The organism is Spirosoma sp. 209 (assembly GCF_002006735.1).
Classification (GTDB): Bacteria; Bacteroidota; Bacteroidia; order Cytophagales; family Spirosomataceae; genus Spirosoma; species Spirosoma sordidisoli.
The window spans coordinates 52,241-75,257 of sequence record NZ_MVEC01000002.1 but is presented as its reverse complement, the minus strand read 5'-3'; the positions used below and the strand labels follow the sequence as shown (position 1 = coordinate 75,257).

Genomic DNA, 23,017 nt, shown 5'->3' with positions numbered 1-23,017 from the left:
TTTTAGTAGGCTAACATTTTGGCAATCCGATGGTTTGTTGTAGCAAATGAATGCTCAACGGATCATCGGATTTATTGTTTTTGCGCTGGCTTTTAGCCTTTCGGTTAGCTGTAACCGGGTTCGGTCCAAAGCGCCGGCCCAGCAGGATTTTGAACCAGCCATACCTGATCCTATTTCGTATGTGGCGGGAGATATTACCTTCCAGATCAAAGACCTCGAACGCAAGATCAACCAGTCGCTCAACCCGGTGCTGGTTACGGAAGAAACGTTTGAAGGCAAGAAAGGGGAGGCCTGGCGGCTGCGGGTCGAGCGGACCGGTCCGGTACAGATTCGGTATGACCGACAGCGGGTGTATCTGTCGGCTCCGCTGAAAGTCTGGTACAGCAACCCCATCGGTCTCCGCAAGCACAGGAAACGACGGACTCTGTGCGCGCTGTCGGTCAATTTTGCATCGCCCCTGACCGTTGGCGAAAACTGGCGATTGGCTACCCGCTCGCGCTTCGAGAATTACCAGTGGATACAGAAGCCCACGGTGCGGCTGCTGGGTATCAGGGTCAATATCACCAAACTGGCCGATACAATCCTGAACAAGCGCAAGGCCGAGATAGAACTCGCCATCGACAAAGCCGTTCATAACGAGCTGCGGCTCGATAAACACATCCGAAAAGTCTGGCGCGACGTACAGAAACCCCTCCGGATTACGCGCAAGCCCGAGGAGTTATGGCTGATACCGCGTCCGTTCAGTGTGGCCGCAGCCCCGGTTTATGGTAACCGGCAACGTATTACAGTGCCGTTGCAGATCGCCTTCCGGGTCGAAACGCGCGTTGGTCCCCGACCGGTTGAGCTTGAGCTGGAAAAGCTGCCCCGGCTGCAACGGCGCAACAAGCTGCCCGGCGCATCGCGGCTGCAGGTGCTGGCGTTTATTCCGTATGCCGATCTGAACCGGGTGCTGACCCGGAGTTTGCCCGAGCGCAAGCTGGAGCTGGCCGGCGGAAATATTACCGTCAAGAACGCTACCGTATACGGCAACGGACGGTCGCTGATTTTGCGGACCGACGTGCGGGGTTCCGTCAACGGTACGCTTTACTTTCGGGGCCAGCCGGCCTACGACACCCTCAACAACACGCTCAAAGTAGAATACGTTGACTTCGACGTCGATACTAAGGAACGCATTTTTGCCACGGCCGACTGGCTTCTGCACGACCGTTTGCGCGATACCCTCCAGGCCGCCATGGTCGTTCCGCTCCGGACCCAGATCGATCAGATTCCGGGCAAGATCGAAACCGCTTTTGCGCGCAGCAAAGGGGGCGAGAAAACGGCACTGGATGTAGACCAGTTTCGTATGGTACCCCAGCGCATCGTAGTCCGGCCCGACGGGGTGCAGGTCCTGATCAGTGTGCAGTCTAAGGTGCAGGTGCTGGTGAAACGGCTGTAGGGTTCCAACGCCAGAGGTAGCGGCTAGCGGTGGTTCGGTAGGGTCGCCAGGCGTCGGCAATCTGGTGAATGACCTTGTAGAGCGCCCGGCCCGTCAGCCCCTCCGTCTGTTCGGGGTACGCCCGGATAAGCCGCTGGCGGATAACCAGATCGTCGATCGGAAATACATCGGGCCGGTCCAGTACGAACATAAGCAGCATCTCTACTGTCCAGCGGCCCACGCCCCGGATCGGCAGCAGGTATTGAACGATCTCTTCATCGGTCATCGGGTCCAGGCGCGCCCGGTCAAACGCCAGTAGTTCGGCCTCTTCGGACTGACCCGCCCGGCTCAGCGAAAATTCCGCCACGCTTCGGAGGTAACTGATCTTTTGGGCCGACAGCCCTGCTCCGCGCAGCTCGTCGTTTGGTTTGGCCAGCAGCGCATCGGCATGCGGGTACCCGTCCGGAAAGAGCGCCCGAAACCGGGTGAAGATGGCGTCGGCGGCTTTTACCGAGATCTGCTGCGAAACGATGCTTTCCAGCAGCGCCAGATAAACGTCGTCGGCGTAGTCGCCAAAAATTTTCGGGCTCGGCGTTGCGGCAATGATCCGGGCCATTACCGGGTCCTGGGCGAGATGAAGAAGGGCGGGGTCAGCCATGAAAAGCAATCGTTAGGGCCGGTAAAGATAGGGCCCGGTTAGTAATCCCAATGCCGGTGTTTGCCCGATACGTCGAAGTGGACCATGCGGGGGGCCGACTTATGATAAAGTCCCAGTCCGCCTTGGCTGGCCGGGTTTGTCTGGTCCAGTTTGTCCAGCAGACGGGCTACGATCTGCACATCGGCATCGGTCCACTTCCCGTCCCGGTTGATGTCACCTACCCAAATATCGATAGCCAGACCCTGCTGATGACTGCTTTTTTTAGCTGACAGGGGCATCAGCCGGTTCAGCCAGGGGGGACGGTAGCCCGATATCAGCCAGTAACGGGGCTGGTACCCGGCTTTCCGGAGGGCGCTGGCCAGCAGCCGCTCTTTAGCCCGAACGCTGGGAGATAAGTGGGCGTAACTGATGGACAGGTAGGCCGCTACCAAGGCGGCAATGACACCGAGCAGCAGACCGGCAGTTTTTATGATACGCATGGTGAACTGGGGTGTGGATGAACGTAAACGCAGATACCAGTATCGAATTTTAAAAACTGGAAGCTATGTAAGCAGAAAGGTTGTTAGGGTTCCTCGCGGGCGTATCGGGTCCGGAGTCGGCGGGCAACATCGCTGGCCAGTTCGTCGCGCATGCTGCGGTACAGTTCCCAGCGCGACGGGGGGAATGGGTTGGCCGACAGGAGACTGCTTCCGTTAAGGGCCCGGTTGTCGCCACTGAACGATTGCCACTCGGTTACCCAGCTGCGGGTCTCCCAGACGGTGTCGTGCCAGCGTTCGCGGCCGGTCTGGGTGTCGAGGGCGCGCAGCCGGAGGGCGAGTTCAGCGCTGATCTCCAGCCGGTAGGTAGTCAGCTTACCCGACACTTTTTCCATGATGTCGACGGTGGTGGAGTCGTTGATTTTTTTCTCACCCACTTTGTACTCCTGATTGCTGTAGACCGTTGTCGTCGATGAAGAACGGTTTTCATCGTAGGAGTCGTAGTCTGTCACCTGCATCTGAACCACCTCATGAATGAGATAGCCGTCGCCCGCGGTTTCGGTGGGCGGGTAAAGTCGTACCAGAGGGGCGGGGATGTCGTTCTGCCTGAGCTCGTTAAAAATAAGTTTTTCCAGCTCGGCGTTGTCAGACGAACTGATTTCATTCGTCGGGCTGAGGGGTTCGACGACCACGCGCAGGATGGCGAACGGGAACGCATCAGCGGCCTTGCCCCGGGCCTGTCGGTAATCAGGTACCCAGTCGAGGGCTTTCTTATAGTTTGCATACGCATCCCGGGCCGCGAGCCGGTTCTCTTCCCGGTAGGCGAAAGCTTCTTCGGCCAGCTCGTAGCGATCTTCGGCAGCCAGTTGCCGAACCTCGTTCTGGCGGTCGGCATACGAGGCCGGATACGCCGAAAGCCAGTCGGCGCAGCTGCGGCACCGGGCTGCGTTATCGGTCAGGGTCTGGAGCTGCTCATACTCAGCATGAACGGCTTCCCAGCGAAACGGACCGGGCTCGCCGGGGCGGGGTTTATCGGCCGCCGACAGGCGCTGGATCGTGGTCTGGTGTTGCCGGTAGGCTCGTTCAAAAGCCTCTTTCAGAACCAGCCCGGCCAGCCGATGGCCCCGTTTGCTCAGGCCGGGGTTCTGGTTGAGCCGGAACGAAGCACGCTGCACGGCCAGATCGAACTGGCCGTGACGAAGGGCCGTCTGGCCGCTGCTACAGGCGGTAACCAGACCGGCAAGAATAACGATGAGTAAGGAAGGGCGGTGCATGGTCGTAAACTACGAATTTGTGTTCATTTGACCACCTACCAGCCGACTTGGTTTATCTTTGGGTCGTAAAAAATAAGGCAGTCACGGAGACGAGTCCGAAACGCAGGGAATCACGCGTAAACGCCCCTTTATGTCGAAACACCGACGGTACCGTTCGGCCGAGAAAATGCTCGGTACATCGCCCGGTACGCTTACCTACGTAGGCGAAGAAATTCAGCATGCCACCCGCATCAAGCGCATCGACTATAACAGCACCGATTACCACGTCGACGATAATGCGCGGCTGAGCGCGTGCCGCCTGCCCGCCGAAGAGATTCCGCACATCACCTGGATCGACGTCGACGGCATCCATGAGCCTAAAGTGGTGCAGCGACTGGGCGAGCAGTTTCAGCTGCACCCGCTGCTGCTCGAAGACGTGATGAACGTGGAGCAGAAGCCTAAGGTCGACCTCTACGACGATACGCAGGCTAACGAGAGTATTGTATACGTGACTCTCAAGATGCTGCACCACAACCGGCGGCAACAGGAGATCGAAGCCGAACACGTCAGTCTGGTGCTGGGGAAAAACTTCCTGATCACCTTTCAGGAAGAGCGATCGATGGATATTTTTCAGCCCGTCATCGAACGGATCAAGGCGTCGTCGGGTAAAACCCGGCGGAACGGTCCTGATTACCTGATGTATGCGCTCATGGACCTGATCGTTGACCACTACCTGGTCATTACCGAGCGGATCGGTGAAAAAATGGACGAGTTGGAAGATTATATCGTGCAGCAACGGGCCAACCAGCAGACGCTGGCTACGCTCTACCAGCTGAAACGGGAGCTGGCCTATATCCGGCGGGTGGTCAACCCGCTTCGCGACATGCTGGGCGTCCTGCTGCGCGAAGAGTCGGACCTGATTCAGCGATCGACCATGCCGTTCCTGCGCGACCTGGCCGACCACGTGAACCAGGTTATTGAAACCCTGGAGTCATACCGGGAGCAGATTGCGGGGCTGATGGATGTGTACTACTCCATTGTAAACAACCGCATGAATTCGGTTATGAAGACACTGACGATTATTTCGTCGATTTTTATTCCGCTGACGTTCATCGCCGGTATCTACGGCATGAACTTCGATAACATGCCTGAACTACGCACCCAGACCGGTTATTTCTGGACGCTGGCCGCTATGACCGCTATCGCCGTGGGCGAGGTGATCTACTTTAAGCGCCGGGGCTGGATGTAATCAGAAGGGCATCTGCTTATGACACCAACCCAACATTCCATCCGGCCCGTTTGGCTCACCGACTCCCGACAGCTTGCCGGTGCGGCCGACGAAGCCGTTTTTTTTGCCATCCGCGGAAGCCACCACGATGGGCACGATTACATCCATGATCTCTACCAGACCGGCGTTCGTCAGTTTGTCGTGGAGCGAGGGGCGCTCAGCCCTGACCGGCAGGCCGAACTGATCAACTACCCCGACGCGGAGTTTATCGAGGCCGACAGTAGCCTGCACCTGCTGCAAAAACTGGCGGCCGAACACCGGCGGCAGTTTCGGATTCCGGTGATCGGCATCACGGGTAGTAACGGCAAAACGATTGTGAAAGAATGGCTGGCTCAGTTGCTGGCCGACGAATACGTAATTGCCCGAAGCCCTAAAAGCTATAACTCGCAGCTGGGGGTACCACTGTCGGTACATGAACTCAACGAGCGGCATACGCTGGGCATCTTCGAAGCCGGTATCTCGCAGTCGCACGAGATGGCGGCCCTCGAAGCTATTATCCGGCCTACCCTGGGGATATTCACCAACATCGGTACCGCCCACGACGAGGGCTTCCGGACCCGCAAACAAAAAATAGCCGAGAAGCTACGGCTGTTTATTCACGCCAGCTCGCTGGTATATTGTGTCGACTACAGCGATGTCGATGAAGAAATCCGGCTCCTGCTCAAAGCGGTGAACCCCGATATGCGTTTCGTGACCTGGTCGCTGACCGGCAAAGACGCGCTCTATCAGGCTACCCTTACCGCCGATCGGTTGCTGCTGACCGGCCCGGCGGGTTCGTATGAGTTGCGGATACCGTTCACCGATCCGGCTTCGGTCGAAAATCTGATTCACTGTCTGGTGACGATGCTGACCCTGCGCCGGTTCGATGGGGACGCCCTTCAGTTGCGACTGAACCGGCTGCGGCCCGTATCGATGCGGCTGGAGCAGAAAGAAGGCATCAATAATTGCGAACTGATTGACGACTCGTACAACAACGACGTGGCGGGGCTAACGCTGGCTCTTCGGTTTCTGAACCAGCAAAGCACGCGGAGCCGTCGGGTGGTTATCCTGTCGGACGTATTACAGTCGGGCCAGCCCGAGGAGGAACTTTACGAACAGGTGGCGGGGCTGATCCGGTCGGGCGAGGTGGCCTTGTTTGTGGGCATCGGGCCGGTCATGGGTCGCTACGCCCGGTTTTTTGCCGACAACAGCCTGTTTTACGAAACTACGGAGGAGTTTCTGACCCAGTTCCGGGTTGGTGACCTGCGCGATAGTACGGTGCTGGTGAAGGGCGCCCGGCCGTTTTCGTTCGAGCGCATCGTAAACCGGCTGCAGCGGAAAGTCCACGGAACCCTGCTGGAAATCAATCTCGACGCGCTGACTCACAATCTTAACTACTACCGCGAGAAAGTAGGTGCCGATACCCGGATCATGGTTATGGTCAAAGCCTTCGCCTACGGAAGCGGAAGCGCCGAGGTAGCTCAGCTGCTCCAGTTTCATCGGGTCGACTACCTGGCCGTGGCCTATGCGGATGAGGGGGTGTCACTCCGCCAGAATGGCATTACCCTGCCGATCATGGTGATGAATCCTGCGCCCGAAACCTTTGCCACGCTACGTGAATATGGGCTGGAACCGGAAATGTACAGCCTGCGCCTGTTGCAGGAGTGGGTGCGGTTCTTGAAAGACAGATCGGGGGGCGTGCCGGCCCCATTATCCGTGCCCTCTATTCACCTCAAGGTCGATACGGGCATGCACCGGCTCGGTTTTCTGGAGAGCGAACTGCCCGGCGTCATCGACTACCTGCGCGAGCACCCCGAGCTGCGGGTGGCTACCGTATTCAGCCATCTGGTCGGGGCCGACGAGTCGCAGTTCAACGCCTTTTCGCAGCAGCAGTACGAAACCTTCCGGCGGTGTACCGACGCGCTCGAAGCCGGTCTGGGGTATATGCCCGTGCGGCATTTGCTGAATTCGGCCGGTATCGTTCGGTTTCCCGATTACAAACTGGATATGGTCCGGCTGGGCATTGGACTGTACGGGGTAGAAGCCAGCCACCTGGATACGGCCGCGCTTCGCCCCGTTGGCCGACTCAAAACGGTTATCAGCCAGATCAAAACCGTTCCGGCCGGTGAGTCCGTCGGATATAGTCGCCGGGGGGTGCTGAACCAGGAGGCCCGGATCGCCACCCTAGCCATTGGCTATGCCGATGGACTGGACAGGCGGCTGGGAAACGGCGTTGGGCAGATCGTGGTAAACGACACCCGATGCCCCATTGTCGGCAATGTATGCATGGATATGGTAATGATTGACGTGACCCGTGCATCGGCTTCGGAAGGTGATGAAGTAATTGTGTTTGGCCCCGAGCTACCCATCGGCGAACTGGCCCGCCAGATCGATACCATCCCGTACGAGTTGCTGACCGGCGTCAGCGAACGGGTAAAACGGGTATTTGTCAAGGAAGGAAACTAACGAAAGCCCCGGGGCAGTCATGCCGGAGCAGCGGTTTATTGACTGATTGAACCTGTTTGTCGGCCCCGGGGAATCCTGCGTTTAGTTGGTCTTTTTGGCCTTGACGGCTTCTACGTTTTTCTTGCGGTTCTCGAGTTCGGTAAGGGCGCTGGCCTGCTCGGTTTGGTTGGTCTCGATGTCTTTCTTAAGCTGTTCGAGCTCTTTGGCGTTTTCGTCCAGACGCTTCAGCAGGCGCTCTTTTTCTTTGGCGTTGGTTTCTATCTCGCGCTGGAGCCGCTCCCCGTTGCGGACCGATTTCTGGTGGTTCTTCTGGGCTTCGTCGAAACCCGTCTGCGCCAGCCGCACCTCCTGATCATACTGCGATCGGCTCGAAAACTCTTTCAGCAACGTCTCCGCGGCCGCATAAGCGGGATCGCCAGCCTTCACAAAGTTGCCGCTTCCCAGATCGAAAGCAGCAAAAATGGTAGCCGAGGTTCTGGACGATTTTACCGTGCTGGTCAGATTGATGGGTTCGGGCGAGATGGCAGAAATATCCGCATTGGGAACCCGGTACGTACCCCGCGACGCTGACAGGCGCCCATAGCTCTTCAGAAACGTTTCCCAGTCTTTCTCGATTTGTTTGCCATCACCCTGGAGAGTCAGGTAGAGGCCGCTTAGTTTGGCTTTGTCGACGGTGGTTTCGCCCGCATAGATGGTCTGGGCGCTCAGCCGGGCCCCCGACAGTGTGATCAGTAACAGGGCGAGTAACAGGTTCTTTTTCATTGGATATACAATCAGTGGGATGATATGTGGTGGCATTACCAGCAGGTAAGCCTACATGCATACGGTTCCGGTGGTGAAAATGTTCCGCCGGGGTCAATTCGCTTTGCGGCATACAACCAAACGCTTGTCGCCGTTGAGGAGGGTGGTGGCAAACAGGTACTGATCCCCACCTTCCTGCAGGCTCAGTTTTTTGCGTAGTTCGGCAACCGTCTGCGGAAAATTACGAACGGTCAGGTTCGCTTTCAGCCTCGGCACAACGGCCTGCAACGCCTTACGCTCGGCCCGGATGTGCTGCTCAACCCTGAATATACGACCCGGGAAATCGGCACGCAGCGTATCGCTGGTATACAGATGCGAGTGAGGAGCCAGTTTGATGAGACCAAAACGGGAGGCCACCAGCCGAAAGGCGCCGGCTTTCAGTACAGCTGCGTTGGGCTCGTACAAATAGGCCTGCGGGTCACCAAACTGAACCTCGGCGGTGCGCTCTTCCTGTCGCCGAAAACAAATGTGTATAGTATTATCTGATAATAAGTTAACAGCGTTAACCTCGATCAGTGCTTGATCTATAGGCTGACGGTCGACGATGAACAACACTTCTTTTACCTCGCCCTGTAAGGCAACAATATGAACGGCCCGTACGCCCTGTGCCGGGCCACTTAGCTGCCGGATCGTAGCATCGATATCGATCAGGGGTGAGGTTTTCAGCAGGATAGTACTGGCTTTGGTCAGCAGGCCGGCCAGCACGTCTGGTTTCGACAGATCCGGCTCGCAGTCGGCCAGCCGAACTACTTTACCGCCCTGTTCGTCGCGCCGGTGCGGGTCGAGATACAGCCAGTCGGCGGGTTCGCTGAGGGTCTGTACAACCACCAGTCCATTACCCGTCTGCACCGTTACATTGGTCAGGCCAAGGGTCGCCAGATTGCTGGCAGCCAGTTCGGCCAGTTCTGGCTGCTGCTCTACGTATATGACCGTACGTAAGCGCTGCGCGAAGGCCCAGGTGTCAACGCCCATACCGCCCGTCAGATCGAGCAGCAACCCGCCCTGAACCAGCGACGCCTTGTACCGGGCGGTGGCTTCTGAGGAAGCCTGTTCAACCGATAGGGCGGGGGGAAATACCAGTTCGTCGGTCTCGTACCAGGTAGGCAGTTTATACCGGGCTTTCTGACGGGCACTCAGCTGAGCGGCCAGCTTTTTCAGGTCCAGACCGGCGGGATTGGGGCGCAGCAGGAGCGCACTGATATCATCGGTTCGGTGTTCGCGGATGAACTGCTGTTCTTTTTCAGAAAGTCTGGTCAAAATGTAAGTCAGGATAAGTAATTGAGTAATTTTAACCTCTTTAGACAACATGCAACGTTATAGGTGTAACTGGCATTGACCGACCAGCCAGCTCCCCGAATCCGCCCTTCTTATGCAACGAGTAAGTCCAGTTCGTACGCTCACGAACTACAAATCAGCCTGGCTGCGTCAGGATATTCCCGCCGGTCTGTCCGTCTTTCTGGTGGCGTTGCCACTCTGCCTGGGCATTGCACTGGCATCCGGAGCTCCTTTGTTTTCGGGCCTGGTGGCCGGGGTCATTGGCGGCATAGTGGTTGGTCTGCTCTCGGGCTCTGAGGTCAGCGTCAGTGGGCCGGCTGCCGGGCTGGCGGTTATCGTTGCCGATGCTATTGCAAAAATAGGGTCTTACGAAGCATTTCTGGTAGCGGTCGTACTGGCCGGTCTTTTCCAGCTGGTCCTGGGGCTGATTAAAGCCGGCCGGTTCAGCGGTTTTTTCCCGGATAGCGTCATCAAAGGAATGCTGGTGGCCATCGGTATCGTTATCATTCTGAAACAGATTCCACACGCCCTCGGCCGTGACAATGATTACGAGGGCGAGTTCGAGTTTCAGCAACTGGCCGATGGGGAAAATACCCTGTCAGAAATATACCGGGCTATAGAAACGGCCAGTCCGGGCGCGGTTGTCATCAGTCTGTCATCGCTGCTGTTCCTGATCGGCTGGGAGCGGATCGCCGGGCGCAGTACCCGAACGTTCTTCAAAAACTTTCCGTCGGCGCTGGTGGTGGTTATTATGGGCGTGATGCTGAACGAGTTTTTTCGGATTAGTGTACCGTCCTGGTACCTGGGCGACACGGCCCATCAGCACATGGTCCAGATCCCGACTATCGCTCCGGGAAAAAACTTTTTCTCGATCTTCGATTTTCCCGACCTGAGCGTGCTGAGCAACCCGAGCGTGTATGCTATCGCGGCTACCATCGCCCTGGTTGCGAGTCTGGAAACCCTGCTGAACCTCGAAGCGTCGGACCGGCTCGATGCCCAGAAACGGGTGTCGTCAACGAATCAGGAGCTGATTGCCCAGGGTGTCGGCAATATGGTGTCGGGGCTGATCGGCGGGTTGCCCATTACCTCGGTGGTCGTACGGTCGTCCGCTAACGTGTATGGAGGGGCCCGCACCCGGATATCGGCCGTGCTGCACGGGGTGCTGCTGCTGGTAGCGGTCTTTCTGGGTGGCCCGCTGCTGAACCTGGTGCCGTTGTCGTGCCTGGCCGCCGTGCTCATTATGGTTGGTTACAAGCTGGCCAAACCCACTATCTTCAGGAAGAGTTACAAAGATGGCTGGAGCCAGTTCATCCCCTTTATCGTGACGGTGCTGGGTATTGTCTTTACCGATCTGCTGAAGGGCATTGCACTCGGAACCATTGTAGGCATTATCTACGTACTCTATACCAATTTTCAGTCTACCTTCCGGCTGGTGCGCGAGGGAAATCAGGTGCTCATCCTGGTCGAGAAAGACTTGTTTTTCTTGAGCAAGCCCCAGCTGAAAGAAGCGCTTGGGAGCCTGCGAACGGGTGACCAGGTTGTTGTCGACGCACAAAAGGCCGCGTTCATCGATCACGATATTTATAACATGCTGTATGACTTTCAGGATGTTGCTGCCGCGCAGGGCATTCAGTACGAGCTGCGCGATGTGAACCTGAACACCCGGCGCCGGCCGCGCGAGGAGGTACTGGTTAATCACTGAATCATTCCACTACACGTGCTGAATAAAACGCCCCGACTTGCGGAAAGTCGGGGCGTTTTGCTGGTGTCCGGTCAGTATAGGCACCGCTATATACCCCTCCGGCACGAAAATCTTGCCGGGTTTTGGGCTCTCTATCAGGACAATAGCTATAAAATTCGCAACCGGGTCAAACACCCTTTATAGTCTGGTGTTTTAATAGAGAATAAAGTATAGCCTGTGAACCCATGGAAGCACAACATCAAAGCGGCAACGGTCATCCAACGAATGGTCAGTCAGCGCAGAACGGCAGCACCGATGATCAAACCCTGACAACCCGGCAGGGGCATCCCATCCGCGATAATCAGAATACCCGTACGGTCGGCAGCCGTGGACCAACTACGCTCGAGAACTACCAGTTTCTGGAAAAGATTACCCATTTTGACCGGGAGCGTATTCCGGAGCGGGTTGTTCACGCCCGGGGAGCGGGCGCCCATGGGTATTTCGAAGCCTACGGAACCGTTGGCGATGAGCCCGTTTCGACCTATACCCGGGCCAAACTGTTTCAGCAGAAAGGAAAGAAAACGCCTGTATTCGTACGTTTTTCGTCGGTGATCCACGGTGGTCATTCTCCCGAAACGCTGCGCGACCCCCGCGGTTTTGCTACCAAATTCTACACCGAAGACGGAAACTGGGATTTGGTGGGTAATAACCTGAAGGTGTTTTTCATCCGGGATGCTATGAAGTTCCCGGATCTGGTCCATGCTTTTAAGCCCGATCCTGTAACGAATCGGCAGGACGGCGAACGTATCTTCGACTTCATCAGCAACACGCCGGAAGCGATGCACATGATCACGTTCCTGTTTTCGCCCTGGGGTATCCCGGCCAACTACCGGCAAATGCAGGGGTCGGGGGTGAACACCTACAAGTGGGTCAATGAAGCGGGCGAAGCCGTACTGGTTAAATACCACTGGGAACCGAAGCAGGGCATCAGGAACCTGACGCAGGAGCAGGCTGAACAGATTCAGGGTAAGAACTTCAACCATTCGACCCAGGACCTGTACGATGCGATCGAGCGGGGTGAATTTCCGGAATGGGAGTTCTGCGTGCAGATCATGAGCGACGACGAGCATCCCGAACTCGACTTCGACCCGCTGGACGATACCAAGCTCTGGCCAACCGACCAGTTCCCTTTCCTGCCGGTGGGGCGTATGGTGCTGGATCGAAACCCGGAGAATTACTTTGCCGAGGTCGAGCAGTCGGCCTTCGGAACCGGGGTGCTGGTCGACGGACTCGACTTCTCGGACGACAAGATGTTGCAGGGCCGGACGCTGTCGTATTCCGATACCCAGCGGTACCGGGTGGGCGCCAACTACCTGCAACTACCCATCAATGCGCCGAAGAAACGGGTGGCGACCAACCAGCGCGACGGACAGATGGCCTACCATGTTGATACGGCCCCGGGCCAGAACCCGCACGTCAACTACGAGCCTTCGTCGCTGGGTGGCTTAAAAGAATCAGCGACGGTTGGCCCGGATCATACGCCCTATGTAGCGGGAAACCTGGTGCGGCAGAAGATTGAACGCACCAACGACTTCAAACAGGCGGGTGAACGGTATCGCCTGTTCGAGGACTGGGAGCGCGACGACCTGATCAATAACCTGGTTGGAGCGCTCAAGCCGGCGCATAAGATCGTACAGGACAAGATGATCGAGCTGTTCACGAAATGTGATGAGGACTACGGCCGTCGGGTCGCCGAAGGACTTCGTGAACCCAACAATGGCCATGCCACCCCAACGGAGACGCAGGCCGAAGGCGTTCGTCAGGCCGCCGAAGAATCGCAGTCGGCCCAGCCTTACTAGATGATTAGAAGAATATACGAAACAGGCCCGCGTACAACTCTGTACGCGGGCCTGTTTCGTATCGTGGGCCCGCAGTTGGCTACTGGAGTCGCCAATGGGGGTACAAAAAAACTCGAAAGCGGGTTGCTCTCGAGTTCTCTGGTAGGAAGTAGCGGGCTCGAACCGCTGACCTCTGCTCTGTCAAAGCAGCGCTCTGAACCAACTGAGCTAACCTCCTTCGTGGAGCAAATTTACAAAAGTTCTGCTTTTTCTAATGAGCTCCGGTAGATTTTTTGCGACGGAATCCGCCACAGCAGCACTAACCCGATGACAAACAGCACCAATAGGGCCAGCACAGAATTTCGCATGCTGCCCGTTAGTTGTTCGATCAGGCCGTATAACAGCGTGCCCAGTACGATCGATGACTTTTCGGTAACGTCGTAGAAGCTGAAATAGGAAGCCGTATCGGTCGTGGCCGGAATTAGTTTGGAGTAGGTAGACCGCGAGAGCGACTGCACCCCGCCCATCACCAGGCCTACTACCGACGCCAGCGCGAAAAACTGCATTTCGGTCTGCACCGAATAGGCGGCTGCGCAGATACCGATCCAGATCACAACCGCTACCATCAGCGCATACGTATTCCCAATCCGCTCCGACAGTCGCGAGAACCCGTAAGCCCCCGGAATGGCAACCAGCTGGAGTAGCAGAATCAGGATAATCAGGCTCTGTCCTTCCATTTTTAGCTCGTCGCTGCCGAAGATGGTGGCTACATACATCACCGTCTGTACCCCCATGTTGTACACGAAGAAAGCCAGCAGAAACCGTTTCACCATCGGCAGCATCTGTAGTTCAGAAAATACCTTTCTCAACTCTTTAAATCCATTGAGCAGGTAGCTGCCGCCCGCCGACGGATTGGCCACAGCTTCTTTCCTGACACCGTCGGGCAGGCGGCTGAAGGGAATTTGCGCGAACCCGATCCACCACAGGCCAACGGTCAGGAAAGCCAGGCGGGACGCCATGCCTTCGGAAATATTACCGAACCAGTCGCGCTTCAGGATAACGACCAGGTTGAGTATCATCAGCAATACACTGCCGATGTACCCCATTGAGAAGCCCCGTGCGCTGACCCGGTCATAGCGGTCTTCGGTGGCAATGTCGGGGAGGTAGGAATTGTAGAAGACAATACTGCCACTCCAGCCAATCAGGCTCAGCCAGAAGCAGATAACGGCAAAGGTGGTGGTGTCCTGGGTGAAAAAATACAGTAGACTACAGCTAATGGCACCCGTGTAACAGAAACCTTTCATGAATGCTTTCTTCCTGCCGCTATAGTCGGCTATCGCCGTGCAGACCGGCGATAGCAGGGCGGTGAGCAGAAATGCGGCCGATACCGTATAGGAAAACAGCACCGAGTTTTTGATCGACATGCCCAGAAAATCGATGACCGGGCCACCGGCTTCGTTGAGTGCCGTTGCCGAAAAATAAACCGGGAAAATACTCGATACAATGACGAGCGAGTGAACAGAGTTGGCCCAGTCGTAGAATGTCCAGGCAGTGAGGGTTCGAGGATCGTTCTTTTGCATAGGGTGAGGTAGTCAGCAGAGTGATTCAGTGGGTGGGATGCTGGACAGCCCCAGCAGGCTCTGGTTGCGCAGCGGCTGTTGTCGAAGCTGCTCATAGTCGGCCGACGCAATGAGGGTAGGCAGTATAGCCAGATCGGATGGACGATGGGCGTCGGAGCCGATGAAGTCAACCCATTTTTGCCGAAGCAGTCGCTGCGCCTGCGTCTTTACCCGTCTGCCATATCGCCCGGTCAGTGAGCCCCAGTTGAGCTGGAACAGGCACCCTTTCGACCGGAGTTCATCCAGCGTTTTCAGCTGGTCGTGGTAGTAGGTATACCGTTCCGGGTGGGCCAGCACCGGCTGATAGCCCTGAGCCAGCAGGTGAAACAGAATCTCGTTCAAAAAATGGGGCGCCGAGGCCCAGCCGGTTTCGAAGAGTACATACCGCTCCGGACCGAAGCTGAGCAGCTGATCGGCATGAAGCAGGTCGAGGAAAAGATCATCGACCAGGTATTCGGCAGCCATATCGATGGTAAGCGGGAGCTGATGATCGGCAACCAGCTGGCGCAGAGAAGTCAGACCCGTCAGCAGGGTGTCCCGGGTGTTGGGGTACCAGTCCTGGCTGACATGGGGCGTTGTGATTACATGGCGGATCCCGCCGGCTGCCAGCTGCTGTAAACAGTCGAGCGCCTGCTCCGGCGTCGATACGCCATCGTCGACACCCGGTACCAGGTGCGAATGAATGTCGGTTTGCCAGAAACAGGTCGTTTCTGTAGGGACATCGCCCTGCCAGCCCGGAAACAGGGACCTGAACTGACGTAGCAAGCTATGTAGAGAATTCATTACCTGAAGCTGGTGGATACGCAGCACTGACTATACAGTCTGTAAATGTACAGCTAAACCGGTACCAAACGACTTTCCCGGTCAGACAGGCCAATCCGCATGCCCGATGATCCGCGTCTCAGGGACAGGCGTTGTTACATCCGGTCTGGTTTTACGTCTGGTTAGTACAGGTGTAGACCAGGTACCGATCATGAAAGCTAACCTCACCCAGGTAATGCCAGCGCCCAGCCCCCGACATAAGGTCGTAGGCCTGACTATTACGGCCTGTGGATACGACCAGTTTATCGACCAGGTGATCGACGCGGCCCGGCATCGGGAGTCGGGATACGCCTGTTTCGCAAATGCCCACATGATCGTGGAAGCCGCCCGTAATCCAACGTTCAGGCAGGCGGTTAACCGGTCGACCTGGACGCTGGCCGATGGGGTACCGCTGACCTGGGCGCTTCGCTGGCTGTATGGAATCCGGCAGGAGCGGATCACGGGCCTCGACGTACTACCTACCTTATTTCGGGAGGCCGACCGGCATCAACTGGCCGTGTATATCTACGGATCCACCGGCGAGGTGCTGGCCATGTGCAACCGCTACTGTCTTCACCATCACCCTACGCTACGAATTGTCGGTATGTATTCACCGCCTTTCCGGCCGCTCAGCCCGGCCGAAGAAGCGCAGGTAACGACTCAGATCAGTTTGTCAGGGGCCCAGCTCGTTTTCGTGGCGTTGGGATGCCCCCGGCAGGAGGCCTGGATGGCGGCCCTGTCGGACCGTATACCGGCTGTCCTGCTTGGGATTGGTGGAGCGCTCCCGGTAACGGTTGGTTCGCAGAAACGGGCACCCCGCTGGATGCAGCGATCTGCCCTCGAATGGTTATATCGATTCATGCAGGAGCCACGTCGGTTGTTTGCCCGCTACGCCGTTACCAACACCCTGTTTCTTTACTACCTGGCTCAACAGTGGTACCGGCAGCAACGGCCCCTCCCGGCTGATCCGGCTGAATTGACAGACAGCTACCTCTAGCCGACCAGTCTGTGCTGGTTGCCCTGTATTCCCCAGTGATCAATTACGTATGCCTGCCCCGATAATCTTATTCGCCTACAAGCGTGCTCACGAGCTTCAGCGAACGCTGACGGCTTTGCAGGCCAACCACCTGGCCCCCGCGAGTGATCTATACGTCTTCGTGGATGGTCCCAGACTGGATGGTCCCCGACTGGATGGTCCCCGACTGGATGGTCCCCGACGGACCGACGAAGCGGCCAAAGTAATGGCGGTACGCGCTCTGCTGGATGGCCTGAGCGGCTTTCGAACCATTCATCGGGTGTACAGTGATCACAATAAAGGCTGTGCCAACTCCATCATTGCCGGCGTTACGGAAGTACTCCGCAAGTACCCCTCAGCGATCGTGCTGGAAGATGATATCGTGACCAGTCCTAATTTTCTGGACTACATGAATCAATGTCTGACCCAGTACGCCGACACGCCTTCGGTTTTCTCGGTAGGCGGCTACACCTTTCCATTTCGGCAACCCGCCGACTATACCGACGATGTTTATTTCTTTGGCAGAACCTGCGCCTGGGGCTGGGGAATCTGGGCCAACCGCTGGCACCGGGTCGACTGGGAACTGACCGACTTCGATGCGTTCATGGCCGACCGGCGGGCCAGGCAGGCGTTCAACGCGGGCGGGACTGACCGGGTCCGGATGCTGCGCCGGGCGCATACCAAAGCCATCGACGCCTGGGATATACGGCTGTGTTACAGCGAATTCAAGGAAAAGGGGTTAACCGTATATCCAACCGTTTCCAAGACCCTGAACATCGGCGTCGACTCCATCGACTCAACCACCGAGGTCATTTTTGACCGGTATAAAACCCCGCTCGATGCTGGGCAGCAGCGCTACTTCCGGTTACCCGACCGGGCCGTACCTAATTGGTTCTATACCCGTCAGTTTCAACGGAAATTTAGTATACCGGTGCGTATCCTGAATAAAATCCGGACCTGGCTGACTATAAACCCTATTCGTCGAAATCGCCGTGTTACCAGCTAGCACCGAGATCCATGCGGATATTGCTCATCCACAATTACTACCAGCAGCCGGGCGGAGAAGACGCTGTTTTTGAACAGGAAGCCGCTTTGCTCCGCGATGCGGGCGTCACGGTAGAAACGCTCACCTTTACCAACGAAAGCTTTGACGGTACCCTGGTTCGTACCCTGCGCTCTGGAGCAAAGGCACTGTATAATACGCAATCGGGCAAACGGCTCGATCAGGTGATCTCTCAGTTCAGGCCCGATCTGGTTCATATCCATAACCTGTTTTATACGGCTTCGGCGTCGGTGATTCGGGTGGCCCGCCAGCGTACGGTGCCCGTGGTGATGACCTTGCATAACTACCGGCTGGTGTGCGTGAGCGGACTGCTGATGCGGGAAGGCCGCATCCCCTGCGAAACCTGCCTGACCCGGACCGTTGCGCTGACGGGTATTCGTCACGCCTGCTTCCGCCAGTCGTACCTGCAGTCGGCCCAACTATCGCTGACAACCCTGTTACACAAGCTGACAGGGGTCTGGCGAAGTGTCAATCGATTTGTCGTGCTGACGGAGTTTGCCCGTCAGAAAATACTTCAGTCATCGCTGAAACTGCGACCCGATCAGGTCGTGGTAAAGCCCAATTTCGTAGCCGATGTAGGCGCGGCTGATGTTGAGCAACGACAGGCTTTCTTTTTGTACATAGGCCGCCTGTCGGCCGAGAAGGGTGTTGCTGTGTTGCTCGACGCGGCACAGTCGCGACCCTTCCCGCTGCGTATTCTGGGCGATGGGCCGTTGGCAACGGAGGTTATCCGGGCGGCTGCCACTCATCCGACGATCGACTACCGGGGGTGGCAGTCGCGCACGGCGGTCATCGACGCGCTGAAGACCTGCCGGGCGCTGATCGTACCATCTGTCTGGTATGAAGGATTGCCTACGGTCTTGCTGGAAGCGTTTGCGGCCGGTACCCCCATTATCTGTTCTGACCAGGAGAACCTGAATCAGATCGTAACGGACGGCCAGACCGGGCTTCTGTTCAAAACAGGAGATAGCGACGACCTGATTCGGGCTGTCGGTCAGCTAGATACCCAACCGGAGCTGCGCCGGAAGCTAGCCCGGCATGGTCGTCTCGAGTACGCCCGTTACTCGAAAGAGGCAGCCCGCGAGGCCATAATCCGATTATATACCGATACCATTCAGTCGGCAGGAGGCAGAACGTCTGCGGAGTGGCTACCGCCGGAGCCGCCGGACCAGGTAGCCGCCCAGAATCCGGCCTAAGTCAGCCATCAGAAACAGGGGGACGTTGGGGGCATGGAGTCGGGCAAAGTGATACCGTATGCGTAGCTGTACCGGCGACCGCACCGAAAACAGGCTATCCCAGAACGAGCGCCATGACCTTGCCCTGTCCATCGACAGGCCGGTCGTTTCGGTATGTTCATATACCAGGCTGTTGACCGATACCCACAGCGGAAAGCCAGCCCGGCGTGCCCGAATCGAAAAATCAAGATCAGCGAGGTACTGCGGAAAATGGTGCGCATCGAAAAGCCCGACCGTCGAGATGACCGACCGATGGATCAGCATACCCCGACCCGGCAAGCTGTCGGAGTCAATGGCGTGCTGGTTCGTGGCTTTCAGCTGGCTAAGCTGGTTCCGGTACATGATTCGCGCCAGATCAGTGAACCGGGCTGTGAACCAGTTCAGCCGGGTTCCAGCGTAGAGGAGCTGATCGGGTTGATGGATATTCACGGATATGGAGCCTACCACACAGGGCTTATGGTTCTGCCAGGCATGTACCAGGCTGGTCAGGTAGTCGGGAGGCACCTGCGTATCGTCGTTGAGGGTTAACACAAAGGCGTCGGCATCGGCAGGCATCCGGTCGAGGGCGTACTGGATACCCAGATTCGTAGCGCCCGCCCACCAGAGCGAGCCGGTCCCCGAAAGTACAACCACCTGCGGAAACTCGGCCTGGATCATGGCTGACGTGCCATCAGTAGATCCATCGTCAACGACCACCACGGTAAAGTAGGCGTACGTCTGCCGGTACAGACTCGCCAGACACTGCCGGGTGTAGGCCTTCCGGTTATGTACGGGAATGATAATGTAGATCACGGCTGTAGTAAGCAGGAGACGGCTCGGCCGGGGAAACGGGCAACGCAAACCGGGGTAATCGCGGGCTAACGAGCCGGATGAGGCCGTACAGGTAAAACAAGACACACAGGCAACCCGCTGTTACGGAACTTTGCCCAAACACCGTCAGCACCAGTAAGGAGAAACTGACAATTTGCAGAACAAGGGTTGATTTCCGGCTGACCGTTAAGAGCGAATACGCCAGCGCACTGACGGCATAGCCAAAACCGGTAATAACCAGCAGGCCATAAAATCCGTACGCAAAGTATAACTCCGATGTCAGGCCTGTCCGGATGCCGAGGGTGTTACTGGAGTCGAATAACTTCATAAACGAAAAGGCACTATCCTTAGCCACCAGCGCTGATTTGTCGAAGCCCGCCAGTTTCAGCACCGAGGAGTTGATCAGTGAGCCCAGGGTGCTGGCTGTCAAATCATAGCCGGGTATCTCTCCCGGTCTAAACTCGTTAACGGCACGGATATATTCCCGAAACTCGACACCCAGCGGGAAGCCCTCGGTACCGGTAATCGACATGGACATATTGCCCAGGCGCAGGCTCTGCAGTACGGCGTACAGCAGCACGGCGCTGGCCAGCATGATTACCGACTTGAGATTGATAGCAACCCGACCCGCCAGCACTCTGTCGTAGGCGAAAATAGACAGCAGCGAAACGAGCAGAAACAGCCGTTTACTGTCGATCGTCATGATAAGTACCGCCCCAACTACGGCAACCAGCCAGGCAAACCGGGCGGCTTTGTGGTCAGCGCGCTGGAAGCGATCGTACAGCAGAACCGCCGACACGCAGTTGAAAAAGCCGTAGTTGTAAACATACCCGTAGTCGATCTCGTACATTTTATCCGTAAAGTCGCTTCCGGAAAGGATCGGGATATACCCTACGTGGCTAATGAAATCAGCGAACCAGAGCAGGGGGAAAAACAGGAGTGGGTACTCCAGCCAGGTCAGGTCGTTAAAGAGGGGGCGACCGGTTTGTTGAGCCGAAGCCGGTACCTGTTTGACAGGGGTCAGCTGGTCATGGACAAGCATACCCAGGCTCAGGCAACTGAGGAACAGGTTGTAAATAATACAGCCTTCGTCCATGGCGATGTAGTAGGGATTGACCGCGTAATAGGTCAGGATTTTTACCTCGCCAACAAACAGCCAGCCTATCCATATGAGCAGGAACCCTTTCGTAAATCGATTCTTAAGATGAAAGACAACGAAGATGGGCACAACCAGGAGCGTATGGCTGAGAAGAGATGGGTATATGAAAGCCTCCCGGTAGCCAAATCCGAGTTGATACACAACGGGAGTCAGCTGGGCCATCAGGAAGCAGAGGACCATCAGCAGCAGCTTATTCATGGATCGATGGTACCTGTAGTGAACGGATGTGCCGGGCCGGGTTGCCCGCCCATAGCTCATAGGGCGGAACGTTCCGGGTCACCACCGCGCCGGCGCCGATAATGGCGTGATCACCGATGCAGACGCCTTTCAGAATGGTGACGTGCGCACCAATAAAAACCTGGTTTCCTATATGTACCGGAGCGGTACTGGCCAGGGCGTTATCGGCGCTGGTACCCCGCTGCCGGGCGTCGAGGCTATGAAAATCAGTATCATAAATCACGGTATTGCCCCCGATGCTGACATCGTTGCCAATGACGATAGACCGGTGGCACACCAGCGCTGTTCCGCTCATGCCAACGCGGTCGCCAATGCGGATTGTACCGCCCAGATCAGCAATGAACAAGCAGGGTTGCTGGCGGCCGATGCGGTTATGGTTCATGCCGTTGTTCAGCATCAGCGAATGCCCAATGGTCAGGCGGCAACCCTCGTTGATGTCAACGATCGGAATGCCGTAGCTTTTCAGGCCGGGCCCTATCGTGGCCCCGTTAATATAGAACCGCAATCGGGTCAGTTGCTGACCACCCCAGCGCCTGACCCGCCGACGAACAAACCGGACAGCCCGGTAGCCGAGTCTAATGACTGAGAAGATCCGCATAAACAGAGGGCTGGGCTCGGTTATGAATAAAACGCCGGTACTGACCAACGCAGACGATCAGCAGAAAGCAGTTCCAGATTGTACCGGCAATCACCACACTGGCGGATCCGGCCTGAGCATACCGAAACAGCAGGTAGTTGAGGGGTACATACAGGACGGCCCCAATCAGCGACGCCCGCACCAGCGGGCCAAGTTGCCCGGCTCCGTTGACGAAGTAGTTGTAGTTGCTCAGAAAAATAAAACTGATCACGTAGGCGGTTAGCCACCCGCACAGACCTACCGGAATCGGAATTTTGGGGCCAATCCAGAACGCAAACACGGGCTGGGCAACCACGAACATCAGCAGCGCGAGCGCAGCCATAGCCAGACTGAGCCGGTTAAGACGGCGCATGGTCTCCTGAATCCAATCTATGTCCTGTTTAACGCAGGCATCGGTAAAAGCCGACCAGTAGGGGGTGATCACAATACCGTACAAAAAAGTCAGCAGGCTGAAGTACTTGTTGGCAATGCTGAACGGGGCCACGTGGCCGGAACCCAGAAAAAAGGAGATAAACAGCCCTCCCGACGTAAAAACGAGGACACTGATCAGCTGCAGAAAGAAAAACTGGCCGCTGACATTTAGCAACTTACCGGTTAGTTCGAACCGGATATGGCGAATGGAGGGGCGGACCCGGGCATACTGGGTACGGAAAAAATAGACCGACGCCAAAGCGAATACGAGCAGTGGTACGGTGTTGGAAATGTGAGCGATGAGTAGCAGAGAGGGCGTCGACATGACAGAAACCAGATAGATCAGCACGACGATCAGCGCATTGATCAGCAGCATGATGCGGGCTACCGTGGCGGTTCGCTGGTCGGCCAGGAGAATGGAATTGATCGGCTTCAGAACTAACTGAAGGCTGAAGCCGATCAACGTGTACGTAATAATAGCGTTGATGCGGGCGGGCTGATCGCTGGTGATGTGCAGCAGTGTGGTCCAGTTTACTAGCCCGGGCGCCAAACCAAACAGCAGGCATAAACCCAGTGCGCAAAGGGCTGAAAGAAAGTAAAGGGTGCTGATGTGCTCCCGGGCGCTGGTATCATCGCCATGATTGAAAAAGAGCACGAGGTTGTTGCGCAGGCCATTGCCGAAACTGACATCGACCAGGCTAAACCAGCTGGTCAGAAAGGTGATGGTCATCCAGATACCAAAATCATTGACGGGAATGTACTGAACCGTCAAAGTGACCGTAACGAAGCCGATCAGAACACTGGCTCCCTTTAGAAAAATGGATTCAATAATGTTTCGATACACCAGCAGACTACGGGTATCGATGCGGTTTATACGCTGGATGAAAAAGCGCTTCATCGA

At 56.7% G+C, this 23,017-nt stretch carries 19 protein-coding genes and 1 tRNA gene; 8 read left to right on the top strand and 12 right to left on the bottom strand.

What is annotated here, in order from left to right:
- Nucleotides 1–46: 46 nt before the first annotated feature.
- Nucleotides 47–1,435: a DUF4403 family protein gene (locus tag B1C80_RS03530; RefSeq protein WP_077919686.1), complete on the top strand. Its 1,389-nt coding sequence runs from the start codon at nucleotides 47–49 to the stop codon at nucleotides 1,433–1,435.
- Here the strand turns inward: B1C80_RS03530 and B1C80_RS03525 are convergent.
- The 3 genes from B1C80_RS03525 to B1C80_RS03515 form a co-directional block, all read right to left on the bottom strand.
- Nucleotides 1,404–2,072 (bottom strand): DNA-3-methyladenine glycosylase, encoded by a 669-nt coding sequence (locus B1C80_RS03525; protein ID WP_077919685.1) that lies wholly within the window; start codon nucleotides 2,070–2,072, stop codon nucleotides 1,404–1,406. The two genes, B1C80_RS03530 and B1C80_RS03525, sit on opposite strands and share 32 nt — an antisense overlap.
- A 38-nt stretch (nucleotides 2,073–2,110) precedes the next feature.
- Nucleotides 2,111–2,551 (bottom strand): DUF882 domain-containing protein, encoded by a 441-nt coding sequence (locus tag B1C80_RS03520; RefSeq protein WP_077919684.1) that lies wholly within the window; start codon nucleotides 2,549–2,551, stop codon nucleotides 2,111–2,113.
- Nucleotides 2,552–2,634: 83 nt separating this feature from the next.
- A complete protein-coding gene (locus B1C80_RS03515; protein ID WP_077919683.1) occupies nucleotides 2,635–3,822 on the bottom strand; it encodes a hypothetical protein in 1,188 nt (395 codons plus the stop codon).
- Between the two features lie 130 nt (nucleotides 3,823–3,952).
- Between B1C80_RS03515 and corA the strand changes: the two genes are divergently transcribed.
- Nucleotides 3,953–5,050, top strand: a complete 1,098-nt coding sequence (gene corA / locus B1C80_RS03510; RefSeq protein ID WP_077919682.1) for a magnesium/cobalt transporter CorA — start codon at nucleotides 3,953–3,955, stop codon at nucleotides 5,048–5,050.
- Between the two features lie 18 nt (nucleotides 5,051–5,068).
- Nucleotides 5,069–7,534 carry a bifunctional UDP-N-acetylmuramoyl-tripeptide:D-alanyl-D-alanine ligase/alanine racemase gene (locus B1C80_RS03505; protein WP_077919681.1) on the top strand — a complete coding sequence of 822 codons (2,466 nt, stop codon included), beginning with the start codon at nucleotides 5,069–5,071 and terminating at the stop codon, nucleotides 7,532–7,534.
- Nucleotides 7,535–7,615: 81 nt separating this feature from the next.
- Here B1C80_RS03505 and B1C80_RS03500 read toward each other — a convergent pair whose 3' ends face one another.
- The gene (locus tag B1C80_RS03500; protein WP_077919680.1) at nucleotides 7,616–8,296 is read right to left on the bottom strand and encodes a hypothetical protein; all 681 of its coding nucleotides are present in this window, start codon (nucleotides 8,294–8,296) and stop codon (nucleotides 7,616–7,618) included.
- A gap of 93 nt (nucleotides 8,297–8,389) precedes the next feature.
- The gene (locus B1C80_RS03495) at nucleotides 8,390–9,592 is read right to left on the bottom strand and encodes an SAM-dependent methyltransferase (protein ID WP_201723548.1); all 1,203 of its coding nucleotides are present in this window, start codon (nucleotides 9,590–9,592) and stop codon (nucleotides 8,390–8,392) included.
- Nucleotides 9,593–9,704: 112 nt separating this feature from the next.
- Here B1C80_RS03495 and B1C80_RS03490 point away from each other — a divergent pair, with 112 nt between their 5' ends.
- Nucleotides 9,705–11,312, top strand: coding sequence for a SulP family inorganic anion transporter (locus B1C80_RS03490; protein WP_077919678.1), 1,608 nt, complete (start codon nucleotides 9,705–9,707; stop codon nucleotides 11,310–11,312).
- A 224-nt stretch (nucleotides 11,313–11,536) separates the two neighbouring features.
- Nucleotides 11,537–13,150 (top strand): catalase, encoded by a 1,614-nt coding sequence (locus tag B1C80_RS03485; RefSeq protein WP_077919677.1) that lies wholly within the window; start codon nucleotides 11,537–11,539, stop codon nucleotides 13,148–13,150.
- Nucleotides 13,151–13,289: 139 nt separating this feature from the next.
- Here the strand turns inward: B1C80_RS03485 and B1C80_RS03480 are convergent.
- The 3 genes from B1C80_RS03480 to B1C80_RS03470 all read right to left on the bottom strand — a co-directional run bounded on the left by B1C80_RS03480 (nucleotide 13,290) and on the right by B1C80_RS03470 (nucleotide 15,531).
- Nucleotides 13,290–13,367 (bottom strand) — tRNA-Val (locus tag B1C80_RS03480).
- Between the two features lie 13 nt (nucleotides 13,368–13,380).
- Nucleotides 13,381–14,709: an MFS transporter gene (locus tag B1C80_RS03475; protein ID WP_077919676.1), complete on the bottom strand. Its 1,329-nt coding sequence runs from the start codon at nucleotides 14,707–14,709 to the stop codon at nucleotides 13,381–13,383.
- A gap of 12 nt (nucleotides 14,710–14,721) precedes the next feature.
- Nucleotides 14,722–15,531, bottom strand: coding sequence for a tyrosine-protein phosphatase (locus B1C80_RS03470; protein WP_236648597.1), 810 nt, complete (start codon nucleotides 15,529–15,531; stop codon nucleotides 14,722–14,724).
- A gap of 190 nt (nucleotides 15,532–15,721) precedes the next feature.
- Between B1C80_RS03470 and B1C80_RS03465 the strand changes: the two genes are divergently transcribed.
- Genes B1C80_RS03465 through B1C80_RS03455 form a run of 3 tightly spaced genes read left to right on the top strand, consistent with a single transcriptional unit; the run spans nucleotide 15,722 to nucleotide 18,823 of the window.
- The gene (locus B1C80_RS03465; RefSeq protein ID WP_236648595.1) at nucleotides 15,722–16,546 is read left to right on the top strand and encodes a WecB/TagA/CpsF family glycosyltransferase; all 825 of its coding nucleotides are present in this window, start codon (nucleotides 15,722–15,724) and stop codon (nucleotides 16,544–16,546) included.
- A 49-nt stretch (nucleotides 16,547–16,595) separates the two neighbouring features.
- Nucleotides 16,596–17,570: a glycosyltransferase gene (locus tag B1C80_RS03460; RefSeq protein ID WP_077919675.1), complete on the top strand. Its 975-nt coding sequence runs from the start codon at nucleotides 16,596–16,598 to the stop codon at nucleotides 17,568–17,570.
- An 11-nt stretch (nucleotides 17,571–17,581) separates the two neighbouring features.
- On the top strand, nucleotides 17,582–18,823 hold the full coding sequence (locus tag B1C80_RS03455) for a glycosyltransferase family 4 protein (RefSeq protein ID WP_077919674.1): 1,242 nt from the start codon (nucleotides 17,582–17,584) through the stop codon (nucleotides 18,821–18,823).
- On the opposite strand, the gene B1C80_RS03450 is transcribed toward B1C80_RS03455, so the two are convergent.
- From B1C80_RS03450 to B1C80_RS03435, 4 genes are read right to left on the bottom strand one after another with little or no spacing between them, the layout of a single operon-like run.
- Entirely contained in the window at nucleotides 18,776–19,654 is an 879-nt protein-coding gene (locus B1C80_RS03450) for a glycosyltransferase family 2 protein (RefSeq protein WP_077919673.1), read from the bottom strand. The genes B1C80_RS03455 and B1C80_RS03450 overlap by 48 nt on opposite strands.
- Entirely contained in the window at nucleotides 19,626–21,029 is a 1,404-nt protein-coding gene (locus B1C80_RS03445; RefSeq protein WP_077919672.1) for a hypothetical protein, read from the bottom strand. The genes B1C80_RS03450 and B1C80_RS03445 overlap by 29 nt, the downstream gene beginning before the upstream one ends.
- On the bottom strand, nucleotides 21,022–21,666 hold the full coding sequence (locus B1C80_RS03440; RefSeq protein ID WP_077919671.1) for a DapH/DapD/GlmU-related protein: 645 nt from the start codon (nucleotides 21,664–21,666) through the stop codon (nucleotides 21,022–21,024). Before B1C80_RS03440 ends, B1C80_RS03445 begins: the two co-directional genes overlap by 8 nt.
- Complete coding sequence (locus B1C80_RS03435; protein ID WP_161492707.1) at nucleotides 21,644–23,014, bottom strand: oligosaccharide flippase family protein; 1,371 nt, start codon at nucleotides 23,012–23,014, stop codon at nucleotides 21,644–21,646. The genes B1C80_RS03440 and B1C80_RS03435 overlap by 23 nt, the downstream gene beginning before the upstream one ends.
- Nucleotides 23,015–23,017 lie beyond the last annotated feature (3 nt).